General features: G+C 59.7%; 10 protein-coding genes. 3 read left to right on the top strand and 7 right to left on the bottom strand.

Annotated elements, in window-relative coordinates; genetic code table 11:
- Positions 1–15 precede the first annotated feature (15 nt).
- From ftsA to lpxC, 3 genes are all read left to right on the top strand, one after another.
- The gene (ftsA, locus tag QOL84_RS28725) at positions 16–1,275 is read left to right on the top strand and encodes a cell division protein FtsA (RefSeq protein ID WP_053123630.1); all 1,260 of its coding nucleotides are present in this window, start codon (positions 16–18) and stop codon (positions 1,273–1,275) included.
- Positions 1,276–1,343: 68 nt separating this feature from the next.
- Positions 1,344–2,540: a cell division protein FtsZ gene (ftsZ, locus tag QOL84_RS28720; protein ID WP_129395428.1), complete on the top strand. Its 1,197-nt coding sequence runs from the start codon at positions 1,344–1,346 to the stop codon at positions 2,538–2,540.
- Positions 2,541–2,652: 112 nt separating this feature from the next.
- Positions 2,653–3,564, top strand: coding sequence for a UDP-3-O-acyl-N-acetylglucosamine deacetylase (lpxC, locus tag QOL84_RS28715; protein ID WP_008082763.1), 912 nt, complete (start codon positions 2,653–2,655; stop codon positions 3,562–3,564).
- 147 nt (positions 3,565–3,711) lie between these two features.
- Here the strand turns inward: lpxC and QOL84_RS28710 are convergent, their stop codons facing one another.
- The 7 genes from QOL84_RS28710 to QOL84_RS28680 form a co-directional block, all read right to left on the bottom strand.
- Positions 3,712–5,217, bottom strand: coding sequence for a sensor domain-containing diguanylate cyclase (locus tag QOL84_RS28710; RefSeq protein WP_283439404.1), 1,506 nt, complete (start codon positions 5,215–5,217; stop codon positions 3,712–3,714).
- A gap of 119 nt (positions 5,218–5,336) precedes the next feature.
- Positions 5,337–6,653: an OprD family porin gene (locus QOL84_RS28705; protein WP_283439403.1), complete on the bottom strand. Its 1,317-nt coding sequence runs from the start codon at positions 6,651–6,653 to the stop codon at positions 5,337–5,339.
- A gap of 197 nt (positions 6,654–6,850) precedes the next feature.
- Entirely contained in the window at positions 6,851–7,072 is a 222-nt protein-coding gene (locus QOL84_RS28700; RefSeq protein WP_129395425.1) for a hypothetical protein, read from the bottom strand.
- Positions 7,073–7,366: 294 nt separating this feature from the next.
- Positions 7,367–8,731 (bottom strand): heavy metal sensor histidine kinase, encoded by a 1,365-nt coding sequence (locus tag QOL84_RS28695; RefSeq protein WP_283439402.1) that lies wholly within the window; start codon positions 8,729–8,731, stop codon positions 7,367–7,369.
- On the bottom strand, positions 8,721–9,398 hold the full coding sequence (locus QOL84_RS28690; RefSeq protein WP_007916978.1) for a heavy metal response regulator transcription factor: 678 nt from the start codon (positions 9,396–9,398) through the stop codon (positions 8,721–8,723). Before QOL84_RS28690 ends, QOL84_RS28695 begins: the two co-directional genes overlap by 11 nt.
- A 9-nt stretch (positions 9,399–9,407) precedes the next feature.
- Positions 9,408–12,509, bottom strand: coding sequence for a multidrug efflux RND transporter permease subunit (locus QOL84_RS28685; RefSeq protein WP_283439401.1), 3,102 nt, complete (start codon positions 12,507–12,509; stop codon positions 9,408–9,410).
- Positions 12,506–13,666: an efflux RND transporter periplasmic adaptor subunit gene (locus QOL84_RS28680; protein ID WP_283439400.1), complete on the bottom strand. Its 1,161-nt coding sequence runs from the start codon at positions 13,664–13,666 to the stop codon at positions 12,506–12,508. Before QOL84_RS28680 ends, QOL84_RS28685 begins: the two co-directional genes overlap by 4 nt.
- Positions 13,667–13,693 lie beyond the last annotated feature (27 nt).

Here is a 13,693-nt window from a genome sequence, read left to right as displayed (position 1 = left end):
GAAGAGGCAGGACCCATGGCAAACGTGCAAAGCGGCAAAATGATCGTCGGTCTCGATATCGGCACCTCCAAAGTGGTGGCGCTGGTCGGCGAGGTCTCCGACGACGGCACGCTGGAAATCGTCGGGATCGGTACCCATCCGTCCCGTGGCCTGAAGAAGGGCGTGGTGGTCAACATCGAATCCACCGTGCAATCGATCCAGCGCGCGATCGAAGAAGCCCAATTGATGGCGGGCTGCCGCATTCACTCGGCGTTCGTCGGCGTGGCGGGCAATCACATCCGCAGCCTGAACTCCCACGGCATCGTTGCGATCCGTGATCGCGAAGTCAGCTCGGCCGACCTTGAGCGCGTGCTCGACGCCGCCCAGGCCGTGGCGATCCCGGCTGACCAGCGCGTGCTGCATACCCTGCCGCAGGACTACGTGATCGATAACCAGGAAGGTGTTCGCGAACCTCTGGGCATGTCCGGCGTACGTCTGGAAGCCAAGGTTCACGTGGTCACCTGCGCCGTCAACGCCGCGCAGAACATTGAAAAATGCGTGCGCCGCTGCGGTCTGGAAATCGACGACATCATTCTCGAGCAACTGGCCTCGGCCTACTCGGTGCTGACCGACGACGAGAAAGAGCTGGGCGTGTGCCTGGTCGACATCGGCGGCGGTACTACCGACATCGCGATCTTCACCGAAGGCGCGATCCGTCACACCGCGGTGATCCCGATTGCCGGTGATCAGGTGACCAACGACATCGCCATGGCGTTGCGCACCCCGACCCAGTACGCCGAAGAAATCAAGATCCGCTACGCCTGCGCCCTAGCCAAGCTGGCCGGTGCCGGTGAAACCATCAAGGTGCCAAGCGTCGGCGACCGTCCACCGCGCGAACTGTCGCGCCAGGCCCTGGCCGAAGTGGTCGAACCGCGTTACGACGAACTGTTCACGCTGATTCAGGCCGAGCTGCGTCGCAGCGGCTACGAAGACCTGATCCCGGCCGGCATCGTCCTCACCGGTGGTACTTCGAAGATGGAAGGCGCTACTGAACTGGCCGAAGAAATCTTCCACATGCCGGTTCGTCTGGGCGTGCCGCACGGCGTCAAAGGTCTGGATGACGTGGTGCGCAACCCGATTTATTCCACTGGCGTTGGCTTGTTGATGTACGGCCTGCAAAAGCAGTCCGACGGGATCTCGTTCTCGGGCATCGGCAGCCGCGACAGCTACAGCAACGAAGAGCCACAGGCTCCGTTGCTGGACCGATTGAAGAAGTGGGTTCAAGGCAACTTCTAACGCTTTACCGCAACACCGCAACAAAAATGCAGTAGGCGAAAAAACTAGAGAATGTAAGGAGAGGGAAAATGTTCGAACTCGTAGACAACATCCCCGCAAGCCCGGTAATCAAAGTTATCGGTGTCGGCGGTGGCGGCGGCAACGCTGTCAACCACATGGTCAAGAGCAACATCGAAGGCGTTGAATTCATCTGCGCCAACACCGATGCTCAAGCGCTGAAAAACATCGGCGCGCGCACCATTCTGCAACTGGGTACCGGTGTGACCAAAGGTCTGGGCGCCGGCGCCAACCCTGAAGTAGGTCGTCAGGCCGCTCTCGAAGACCGTGAGCGCATTGCCGAAGTCCTGCAGGGCACCAACATGGTGTTCATCACCACTGGCATGGGCGGCGGCACCGGTACCGGTGCTGCGCCGATCATCGCCGAAGTGGCCAAGGAAATGGGCATTCTGACCGTTGCCGTGGTAACGCGTCCGTTCCCGTTCGAAGGCCGCAAGCGTATGCAGATCGCCGACGAAGGCATTCGCATGCTCTCCGAAAGCGTCGACTCGTTGATCACCATTCCCAACGAGAAGCTGCTGACCATCCTCGGTAAAGACGCAAGCCTCTTGTCGGCTTTCGCCAAGGCTGACGATGTACTGGCCGGTGCCGTTCGCGGTATCTCCGACATCATCAAGCGTCCGGGCATGATCAACGTCGACTTCGCCGACGTACGTACCGTGATGAGCGAAATGGGCATGGCGATGATGGGCACTGGCTGCGCCAGCGGTCCGAACCGTGCACGTGAAGCCACTGAAGCGGCCATCCGCAACCCGTTGCTGGAAGACGTGAACCTGCAAGGCGCACGCGGCATCCTGGTGAACATCACCGCCGGTCCTGACCTGTCCCTGGGTGAGTACTCCGACGTGGGTAGCATCATCGAAGCCTTCGCTTCCGAGCACGCCATGGTCAAGGTCGGTACCGTTATCGATCCGGACATGCGCGACGAACTGCACGTCACCGTGGTTGCCACCGGTCTGGGCGCGAAAATCGAGAAGCCTGTAAAGGTCATCGACAACACCGTTCACACCTCCATGGCGGCCTCCCAGGTACAACAATCGGCTCCGGCCCGTCAGGAAGCGCCAGCGGTGAACTACCGTGATCTGGACCGTCCGACCGTCATGCGCAACCAGGCTCAGGCCGGTGCTGCGGCTGCCGCGAAGATGAATCCGCAAGATGATCTGGACTACCTGGACATCCCGGCATTCCTGCGTCGTCAGGCCGATTGATGGAATGTATCAGGGCTATGAAGGTGATTGGTGTTCAGCAAAGGCATGGTCTGCTATCATCGCCAGCCTTTGTTGATACCAGTTCGCAATTTGCGCTGAAGCGGCCCAAGCCATGATTAAACAACGCACACTGAAAAATATTATCCGTGCCACAGGTGTAGGCCTGCACTCCGGTGAGAAGGTCTATCTGACCCTCAAGCCTGCGCCTGTCGACACTGGCATTGTGTTTTGTCGCGCTGACCTCGACCCTGTGGTGCAGATCCCTGCCCGCGCGGAAAACGTCGGTGAAACCACTATGTCGACGACGCTGATTAACGGCGACGTGAAAGTGGACACGGTAGAGCACTTGCTCTCGGCCATGGCTGGCCTGGGCATCGATAACGCCTACGTCGAGCTCTCCGCGTCCGAAGTCCCGATCATGGATGGCAGCGCTGGACCCTTCGTATTCCTGATTCAATCGGCAGGCCTGGAAGAACAGGACGCCGCCAAGAAATTCATCCGCATCCTGCGTGAAGTGACAGTGGAAGATGGCGACAAGCGCGCCACTTTCGTCCCTTTCGAAGGGTTCAAGGTGAGCTTCGAGATCGATTTCGATCACCCGGTATTCCGGGACCGCACCCAAAGTGCAAGCGTGGATTTTTCCAGCACTTCGTTCGTAAAAGAAGTCAGCCGCGCGCGTACCTTTGGTTTCATGAGTGATATCGAGTACCTGCGCAAGCACAACCTCGCACTCGGCGGCAGCGTTGAAAACGCAATCGTGGTCGATGCCGATGGCGTACTGAACGAAGACGGTCTTCGCTATGAAGACGAATTCGTGAAGCACAAGATCCTCGATGCAATTGGCGACCTGTACCTGCTGGGTAACAGCCTGATTGGTGAGTTCAAAGGCTTCAAGTCCGGTCATGCACTGAACAACCAGCTGTTGCGCAAGTTGATTGAGCAAACAGATGCTTGGGAAGTGGTGACGTTCGATGACGCCAGCACCGCACCAATCTCTTACATGCGCCCGGTTGCGGCGGTGTAAGTAAAAAACCTCTCTAGTTTTTTGAAGGCCATCCTAGGATGGCCTTTTTTTATGCCCTTTCCAAAGCAAAAGATCGCAGCCTGCGGCAGCTCCTACATGGGATCACATACCCCCGTAGGAGCTGCCGCAGGCTGCGATCTTTTGATCTTAAGAACTGACGACACGATTTCGCCCGTTGTCCTTGGCCTGATACAACGCTTTGTCAGCCACAAACAACAACTGCTCCAGCGTCATCTCACTCGCCGGCGTCCACGTCGCGATTCCAATACTCACCGTCATCGGTCGATCAGCCCCTGCAACCCACGGCAACTGCTCAACCGCCTCACGAGTATGCTCGGCAATCTGCTGCGCGCCATGGCTGTCGGTCTCGGCCAGAATCACCGAAAACTCTTCGCCACCATAACGCGCGACCAGATCCGCCGGTCGCCGTACATTCGCCGAAATGACCTTGGCCAACTCCCGCAGCGCCTGATCCCCGGACTGATGCCCATGCCGGTCATTGAACGCCTTGAAGTGGTCGGCATCGATCATCATCACTGACATCGGCTGCCCCGAACGCTGCGCGCGAAACCACTCGTGGCGCAGCGATTGATCAAGCATCCGACGATTGGCGACACCGGTCAGCGCATCGGTCGCGGCCAGTTGCGCCAGTTCGCGCTCGGCCCGTTGGCGCAAACGCAACTCGCGAGCCAGCAGCCAGGTCAGCCACAGCAAACCAATGCACAACACGCCGGTAGCGCCGCTGATCAGGATCGCTGTACGGCGCCAGGTGGCGAACACCTCATCGCTGGACAGCGCAACCATCACCGTCAGCGGCAAATTGCCGACCCGTGAATAGGTATAAAGGCGCTGCTGCTGATCCATGCTCGAAGTACTGGTGAAACTGCCGTTGCCGTCCTTGTCGCGCAGGATTCGTATGACGTTGGGCCGGTTGCCGAAGCTCTTGCCGATGGAGTCGCTTTGCAGATAAGGCTTCTGCGCCAGCAGCACGCCGTCGTTATCGATGATGTTCAGCGTGCTGCCTTTGCCGATGTCGAGGCTGTTGAACAACTGATCGAAGTAGTCGAGTTTCATCGACGCCACGGCCACCCCGGTGAATTCGCCGGTGTCCGAGGAAATCCGCCGGCTGAAACTGATTCGCCATTGATTGGCTTCATCACAATCGCAACGGGTCTTGAACGGACGGCTGATGAACATGCCAATGTCGCGGTTGAAGGCGTGGGCGAGGAAGTAGTCGCGGTCGGCGAAATTGCCCGGTTTCGCTTCGACCCGTGAAGAGTCGGCGACCACGTCTCCGTGCTTGTCGAGCAAGAGGATGTCGCCCTTGAAGCGCGCCGTGGTGGAACGGTCGAACAGCGCCAGATGGCGTATCTGCGGCGAGACGTTTTGCAGGTCATCGCGCTGGGCGGCGGCGATCAGGCCTTGCAGGGTCAGGTCGTACAGTTCGACGGTGCGCAGTACGTCGGCATCAATCAGTTGAGCAATGGTGGTGGCGCTGCGGGTGGCCGATTCCCGAGCGTTGGCGTGCTCGCGGATCAGCAGGAAAGTGACGATGCATAAAATCGCGATCACGGTCAGTGAACTGCCGCAGATCAGCAGCAGTTCGGGGCGTCCGGTCTTGCCCGCAACGGGTGGGGTACGGCTCGCGATCATGATTGGGCGTCGGTTGGGAGGATCTTATAAGCGTAGGAGCTGCCGGAGGCTGCGATCTTTGATCTTGTTTTTAAAATCAAGATCAAAGATCGCAGCCTCCGGCAGCTCCTACGTTGATCTTAGAAGACGTTGATCGGGTAGTCGATGATTACGCGGTATTCATCGGTGTCTGTATCAATCGCACCATAGCCGTTGCCGCTACGGTTGGTCGCCCATTGCAGGCGTACCGCAAGATCTTTGGCCTGGCCGCTTTGCACGACATATTTGAGATCCAGATCGCGTTCCCAATGCTTGGCGTTGCGACCTTCAGCGCTGTACCAGTTGGCGTAACCCTTGCTGTCCGGGTCAACCTTGGTCAGGTCCACCGTGCCGCGCGAGTACGACACCGCCGAGGTCAGACCCGGCACGCCGACACCGGCAAAGTCATAGGCGTACTTGAGCTTCCACGAGCGTTCGTTCGGGCCGTTGAAGTCCGAGTATTGCTGCGAGTTGTCGAGGTAAACGCTGTCGCCCTGACTGATGTAGTCGAACGGCGTATTGCCGTTGACCCGCTGATACGCGGCGGTGACGCTGTGGCTACCGACACCCACGGTGAAATGCAGGCTATAGGTGTTGTTGTCGATGTCGCCGATCAGCGCATCGCCGGTATCTTGCGTGTGATAGAAGTGCAGGCCCGGGTTGAGGCTGACCAGATCGTTCAACTGCCAGGTGTAGTCGAGGTCGTAGTAGTACTGGTTCCAGATATCCTTGAGCTCGGAGGCATAAAGACTGCTGGTCAAGCCTTCGACACCGCTCCATGCGACACCGGCCCAGTTCAGGTGCTGGCTCTCGTCGCCATCGGCCAGCGTGCCGTAGGACGTGCCGATACGTTTGTGACCGCTCTGGTTGTACGGCTTGGTGAAACTGGCCTGGCCACCTTCGATCAGCCAGCCGTCGAAGCTGTGATTGGTCAGGCTGACGCCGCGAAAAGTCTGCGGCAGCATGCGACTGTCACCGCCGGCAATCACCGGATTGGTGAGGAACAGATCACCGGCCTTCAATTCGGTATCGAATGCGCGCATTTTCAGCGTGCCACCGGCTGTTGAGAAAGCCCCCGGTGCTTTGCCGCCATTCTCTCGGACCGGCAAGATGCTTGAGCCGTCCGTGCCGCCACCGCCGTCGAGTTTCAGCCCGAGCATGGCGTGGGCATCGATACCGAAGCCGACCGTGCCTTCGGTGTAACCCGACTTGAAGATGCCGAGAAAGCCCTGGCCCCACTCGATGTTGTCGTCCGCTTTCTGCAAGCGGTTGCGATTCATGTAGTAGTTACGGGCGTTGAGGTTGAGGCTCGAACCTTCGACGAAGCCTTCTTTGGCGGGTTCGTCGGCGTGGGCCGCGGGGGCAATCGTTGCGGCAATTGCAATGAACAGCGGGGTGAAGCGGACTGGGTAACGCACGTGCGATGGAGCTCCTTGGGTCAACTGGCGCCTCTATATTTTGAGGCGCTCGATGTTTCTTGTTGTTACAGACGAACCAAACGGCTTTCAGACCACAACGAAAAAAGGCCGCTGAAAGGCAGCGGCCTGGAATGACGACGGTTGAACGGGAAGAGCCAAACAACCGCGTCGAGGGAAACGTTGGCGCGGAGCGCGACTCAGCTGTCTTTCTCGGATGCTTGAGCCTGGGAAGTTGCTGCCTGCGGGGCTTGTGTGGCGTCTTGCGCCTTGGCCATCACTTCGGCCTGATGCTGATCGAATGCCTGAGCGCGAGCGACATTTTGCGCCACGAACGACTGCGATTCTTCAGCCATCGCCATCGGCGACAGGATCAATGAGGACAAAACGAAAGCGCTGGCAATACCCATACTGTTGGACATCTGGAAAACCTTCTCGCTTGGCGAGTGCTGTTTGGTGCGGGCAAAGATAAGGTTGCCGGGCGATGGGAAACAGCTCGATTTTCATAAATGACTGTTACAGCAAAAGCAAAGATCGCAGCCTTCGGCAGCTCCTACAGGGGGAAAGTTGATCGTTCCCACGCTTTGCGTGGGAACGCCGCCCGGGACGCTCCGCGTCCCTGTGACGCAGAGCGTCACTGGATACATTCCCACGCAGAGCCTGGGAACGATCGTCACCTGTAGGAGCTGCCGAAGGCTGCGATCTGTTGATCTGCTTCAAACCGGCAAATAAATCCCGAAGGTATTCATCCCCCGATCACTGCGCACAAACACATCCCCGCCATGCATCAGCGCAATCGCCTTAACGATCGCCAACCCCAACCCATGGTTATTGCCACTGTTGCTGCGCGACGCATCAACCCGATAAAAGCGCTCGAACAAGCGTGGCAAATGCTCGCTGGCAATCGGCGAACCCGGGTTGGCCACGCCGATGCTGACTTGATGCTCTTCCACCTCGATCCGCACCTCGATCACCTGACCCGCCCCGGTGTGCTGCACCGCGTTGCTGAGCAAATTGATCAACGCCCGGCGCAAATGCGCGACCTCGATCTGCACCTGCGCATCACCGCTGACCTGCACCTCAACCTGCGCGTCTTCGAGGATGAAATCGAGATACTCCAGCGTCGTCGCCACCTCATCGGCCAGCGAAGTCGAGGTGAGTTTGGTCGCCTTGTTGCCCTGATCCGCACTGGCGAGAAACAGCATGTCATTGATGATCGAACGCAGCCGTTCCAGCTCCTCAAGATTGGATTGCAGCACTTCGAAATAATGTTCGGCAGAGCGCCCACGGGTCAGAGCCACTTGCGTCTGGCCGATGAGGTTGGTCAGCGGCGAACGCAATTCATGAGCGACGTCGGCGTTGAACGATTCCAGCCGCGAGTAAGCCTGTTCGACCCGCTCCAGCGTCGAATTGAACGAGTCGACAAACTGCTCCAGCTCCGGCGGCAGCGGCGACAAACGCAAGCGCCCGGCCCTGAGCGGCGGTGCCAGTCGTTGCGCTTCGTGGGACAGTTTGATCAGCGGCTTGAGGCCGATCCGCGCCACCCAATAACCCAGTGCCGAAGCCATCAACACACCGACAATCGCCAGCCCGATCAGCGCGATCAGCAAGTTGTGCTGGGTCTCGTGAAAGGTCTCGGTATCGATGCCGATCATGAAGCGCAGCGGCGGGCGCTGATCCTTGGCCGGCAACTCGGTCAACAGCACTTTCAGCGGATAAGCATGGTCGGCCACCTGCATGTCGTGCATGCCTGGCGGGCCTTGGGCGAACGCACGAATCGCCGCATCCGGCTGACCGTATTCGTAACCCGGATCGCCACTGACCACCCAGAAACGAATGCGCTTGTCCTCTTCGCCGAGCAGCTTCAACTTGGCGTTGATCTTCAGCCAATGCTCCGGCGTGCCGAAGCGATTGAGCGCCGATTCGAGCACGCTGTAACGCGCATCCAGCTCGGCTTCCGGCAGCAACCCCAAACCTTTGTCGACCTGTTGATACAACGCGCCGCCGATCAACAGAAACACCAGCAGCGCCACCAGCGTGAACATGCCGCTCAAGCGCAGGGCAATCGAATTACTGGACACCACGGCTCTCCAGCACATAACCCATGCCGCGAATGGTGTGCAGCAGTTTTTCGTCGAACGGCCCGTCGAGCTTGGCGCGCAGGCGTTTGATCGCGACTTCGACGACATTGGCGTCACTGTCGAAATTGATGTCCCAGACCATCTCGGCAATCGCGGTTTTCGAGAGGATTTCACCTTGCCGGCGAGCCAGCACGCTGAGCAGCGAAAACTCTTTGGCGGTCAGGTCAAGCCGCGTGCCGGCGCGGGTGGCCTTGCGGCTGATCAAATCTATCCACAGATCGGCGATGCTCACCTGCACCGGTTCATGGCCGCCACTGCGCCGGGTCAGGGCTTGCAAACGTGCGACCAGTTCGAGGAAGGAAAACGGTTTTCCGAGGTAGTCGTCGGCACCGTCGCGCAGGCCTTTGATGCGGTCTTCAACGCGCTCGCGGGCGGTGAGCATGATCACCGGGGTCTGCTTGCGCGCACGCAATGCGCGCAGCACGCCGAAGCCATCGAGGCCCGGCAACATGACGTCGAGGACGATCACCGCGTAGTCGCTTTCCAGCGCCAGATGCAGACCCTCGACGCCGTCGCGGGCCAGATCCACGGTGTAACCCTGTTCCGTCAGACCGCGGTGCAGATAGTCCGCAGTTTTTTCCTCGTCTTCGATAATCAGAACGCGCATGACCCTGCCTCAGTCTGTGGTCGCCAACGCCGCTGCGGGCGCTGGTTTGGGCCTGTGGAACAGCCGCTCAAGCCACAAGTATATGACCGGAGTGGTAAACAACGTCAGCATCTGGCTGACCAGCAAACCGCCGACCACCGCGATCCCCAGCGGCTGGCGCAGTTCGGCGCCGGTGCCGTAGCCGAGCATCAGCGGCAGTGCGCCGAGCAGGGCGGCGAGGGTGGTCATGATGATTGGCCGGAACCGCGTGATGCACGCCTCGAAAATCGCCTCCTGCGGCGACAGGCCTCGATGACGCTGCGCCTCCAGGGCGAAGTCGATCATCAGGATGCCGTTCTTCTTGACGATACCGATCAGCAACACCAGGCCGATCAACGCCATGATTGAGAAATCCTGGCCGCAGATCCACAGCATGATCACCGCACCCAAGCCTGCCGCCGGCAGCGTCGAGATGATCGTCAGCGGGTGCACGAAGCTTTCATAAAGCACACCGAGAATGATGTACACCGCCACCAGCGCCGCAAGAATCAGCCATGGCTGACTGGCCAGCGAACTCTGGAACGCCTGCGCCGCGCCCTGGAAATTGCCACTGATGGCGGTGGGCATGCCGATCTCGGCCTTGGCCTGATTGAGCAAAATCACCGCATCACCCAACGCCACGCCGGGTGCGAGGTTGAACGACAGGTTGGCCGCCGGGAACATGCCGTCGTGGGCAATCGACAACGGGCCAATGGTCGGTGCGTCGAATTTGGCCAGTGCTGACAGCGGCACCATCTCGCCACTCAGCGGCGAGCGCAGGTAGAAGTAGTTGAGGCTTTCGGCTTTGCCGCGCTGCTTGGTGTCCAGCTCCAGAATCACGTTGTACTGGTTGACCTGGGTCTGGAATTCATTGATCTGCCGTTGGCCAAACGCATCGTACAACGCCTCGTCGACATCGCTCGCGGTCAGGCCGAAACGTGCGGCGGCGCTGCGATCGATGCTGATGTGGGTGATGCTGCCGCCCAGTTGCAAGTCGTTGGAAATGTCGCGGAACGCCGGGTTGCTGCGCAGTTTTTCCGTGAGGCGTTGCGTCCAGGTAGCGAGAGTCGCGCCGTCGTTGCTCTTCAGTACGTATTGGTACTGCGCACGGCTCGGCCCGGAGCTGAGGTTGATGTCTTGCCCGGCGCGTAGATAAAGGACGATGCCGGGGACTTTCATCAATTGCGGACGGATGCGGTCGATGAACTGACTGGCGCTGACATCACGGTCGCCGCGTTTTTTCAGGGCAATCCAGAAACGGCCGTTGGCGATGGTCTGGTTACTGCCGGACACGCCGACCGAGTGGGAAAACGCCTGCACCGCCGGATCGGCTGCGACGATTTCGGCCATCGCCAAGTGTTTTTTTACCATGTCGCCGTAGGAAATATCCGCAGCGGCCTCGGTGGTGCCGAGGACGAAACCGGTGTCCTGAATCGGGAAGAAACCTTTCGGGATAAAGATGTAACCGCCGATGGCCATTGCCAGCGATAAACCGAATACGCCGATCATCAATTTCTGATGGGCGAGGGCGCGGCGCAGGCCTTTTTCGTACCAGCCGAGCAGGCGTTCGCTGAAACCCGGTTTGTCGTGGGCGTGGTGCACCGGTTTGCGCATGAACAGCGCCGCCAGCGTCGGCGCGAGAGTCAGCGAAACTACCACGGAAATCATGATGGTCGAGGTCGCGGTCAGGGCGAACTCCTTGAACAGTCGCCCGACCACGCCGCCCATGAATAGCAGCGGAATGAACGCTGCCACCAGCGAGAAGCTGATCGAGACCACGGTGAAACCGATCTCGCCCGCGCCTTTGATCGCGGCCTCGCGCATATCGTCGCCGGCTTCCAGATGGCGGTGGATGTTTTCCACCACCACAATCGCATCGTCGACCACGAAGCCGACCGCGACAACGATCGCCACCAGCGTCAGGTTGTTCAGGCTGAAACCGAGGATGTACATCAGGGCGAAACTGGCGATCAACGACACGCCGAGCACCGCCGAGACAATCAGGGTCGCCGACAGCTGGCGCAGGAACAGCGCCATGACCGCGACCACCAGCAGAATCGCGATCATCAGGGTGATTTCGACTTCATGCAGCGAAGCGCGAATGGTTTGTGTGCGGTCGATCAGGGTTTTCACTTGCACCGAGGCCGGCAACATTGCTTCGAGGCCGGGGAGGGCGGCTTGAATGCGGTCGACGGTTTCGACGATGTTGGCGCCGGGCTGGCGCGAGATCACCAGGTTCACACCGGGTTGATCGCCGGCCCACGCTTGCACGTAGGCATCTTCCGAACCGTTGACGACTTTGGCGACATCGCGCAGGTGAACCGGGGCACCATCCTTGTAGGAAACGATGAGTTGGCTGTAGTCCTCAGGATGGAACAACTGGTCGTTAGTCGACAGCGTCGAGATGCTCGATTCGCCGTACAGTGCACCTTTGGCGAGGTTGAGGCTGGTCTGCTGGATCGCCAGCCGAATGTCGGCGAGGGTCAGGCCGATCGCCGCGAGTTTGTCCGCCGAGGCTTGCACGCGGATAGCCGGACGTTGCTGACCGGTGATGTTGATTTGTCCTACGCCGTCGATCTGGCTGATCTGACGCGAGAGCAGGGTTTCCACCAGGTCGCTGAGTTCGGTGCCAGGCATTTGCGTCGAGCTGACGCTGAGGATCAGCACCGGGCTGTCGGCCGGGTTGACCTTCTTCCACGTTGGCAGCGTCGGCATGTCCTTGGGCAGTTTGCCGGCGGCGGTGTTGATCGCCGCCTGGACTTCTTGCGCGGCAGTGTCGATGCTTTTATCGAGGGTGAATTGCAAGGTCAAAAGGCTTGAGCCCAGCGCACTGCTCGACGTCATCTGGGTCATGCCGGGGATGGCACTGAATTGCACCTCCAGCGGCGTGGCCACGGACGAAGCCATGGTGTCGGGGCTGGCACCGGGCAACTGCGCGGACACCTGAATCGTAGGAAATTCCGCTTCCGGCAGTGGGGCGATGGGTAAGCGCGGGAAGGCAATCAAACCGACCAGCACCAGCGCGATGGTCAGCAGGATTGTGGCGACCGGGTGATCGATGCACCACGTGGAGACGCCTTTGTGCGCCTTCATGGTTTCGGCTCCGCTTGCACCACCTGCGCCGGCTCGGTCATCACTTGCACGGTCGAACCGGGTTTGAGCCGCGACTGGCCATCGGTGACCAGTACATCACCGGCCTGCACACCTTTGATGATGTCCTCGCCACTGCCTTGGTAAACCATCTGCACTTGTACGGCTTCGACCTTGTCGCCGTTTACCCGGTAAACGAAGTGTTGGTCGAGGCCACGTTGTACGACGGTGGGCGGGACGACCAGCGCATCCTTGTCGAGGGCTGTCTGAATTTTTACCGTGACCAGCAGGCCGGGCCAGAGCTTCTGGCTGGCGTTGTCGAATTCGGCCTTGGCGCGAATGGTGCCGGTGTTGGCGTTGATCTGGTTGTCGATCAGGGTCAGGTGACCTTCGCCGAGCAGGTTACCGGTTTCGCCATCGGTGTCGGCGCCGATGTAGGCCTTGACCTGGGCGCGTTGCGGATCGCTGATCAGACCTTGCAGGGTCGGCAGCATTTGCTGGGGCAGGGAAAACTCGACGGCGATCGGGTCGATCTGGGTGACGGTGAACAGTCCGGCGGTGTCGGTCATGCGCAGGAAGTTGCCTTCATCGACCGTACGAATACCGACGCGGCCGGTGACCGGAGAGCGGATCTGCGTGTAGGAAAGTTGTACTTGTGCCGCATCAATCGAGGCTTGATTGCCTTGGGCGGTGGCCTTCAATTGGTTGACCAGGGCTTGTTGTTGGTCGTAGGTCTGTTTCGAGATGCCGTCGTCAACGGTGAGCAGTTTGTAGCGTTTGAGGTTGACCAGGGCGACTTGCAGTTGTGCCTGGCTTTCGCCCAGTTGGGCGCGGGCCTGGTCGAGACTGGCGCGGATGGAGCGGTCGTCGATGGTGGCCAGCAGGTCGCCTGCTTTGACCAGTTGGCCTTCTTTGACGAGGATTTTGGTGAGGATGCCGTCGATCTGCGGGCGCACAACCACGCTGTGTAATGAGAGTACGGAGCCGATGCCGCTGGTGTAGCGGGGGACGTCTTTTGCGCTGACTGCGATGACTCGCACGGGGATGGCGGTGGGGGTGGCGAGTTTGGTCGGGGCGGGTTTCAGGGCGTACCACAGACCTGCGCCTGCGAGAACGATCAATAGGGTAGCGAGCAGGGCTTTGTTCTTTTGGATTCGCATGCGGGGTGGGCGCCGGACGGAGTTTGG

It is taken from the genome of Pseudomonas helmanticensis (genome assembly GCF_900182985.1).
Lineage (GTDB): Bacteria > Pseudomonadota > Gammaproteobacteria > Pseudomonadales > Pseudomonadaceae > Aquipseudomonas > Aquipseudomonas helmanticensis.
This window is presented reverse-complemented; position numbering and strand designations above follow the sequence as displayed.

Excerpts from the sequence above, each read along its gene's own strand:
- ftsA (WP_053123630.1), top strand. The coding sequence starts at position 16 with ATGGCAAACGTGCAAAGCGGCAAAATGATCGTCGGTCTCGATATCGGC.
- ftsZ (WP_129395428.1), top strand. The coding sequence starts at position 1,344 with ATGTTCGAACTCGTAGACAACATCCCCGCAAGCCCGGTAATCAAAGTT.
- lpxC (WP_008082763.1), top strand. The coding sequence starts at position 2,653 with ATGATTAAACAACGCACACTGAAAAATATTATCCGTGCCACAGGTGTA.
- QOL84_RS28710 (WP_283439404.1), bottom strand. The coding sequence starts at position 5,217 with ATGATCGCGAGCCGTACCCCACCCGTTGCGGGCAAGACCGGACGCCCC.
- QOL84_RS28700 (WP_129395425.1), bottom strand. The coding sequence starts at position 7,072 with ATGTCCAACAGTATGGGTATTGCCAGCGCTTTCGTTTTGTCCTCATTG.
- QOL84_RS28690 (WP_007916978.1), bottom strand. The coding sequence starts at position 9,398 with ATGCGCGTTCTGATTATCGAAGACGAGGAAAAAACTGCGGACTATCTG.
- QOL84_RS28685 (WP_283439401.1), bottom strand. The coding sequence starts at position 12,509 with ATGAAGGCGCACAAAGGCGTCTCCACGTGGTGCATCGATCACCCGGTC.
- QOL84_RS28680 (WP_283439400.1), bottom strand. The coding sequence starts at position 13,666 with ATGCGAATCCAAAAGAACAAAGCCCTGCTCGCTACCCTATTGATCGTT.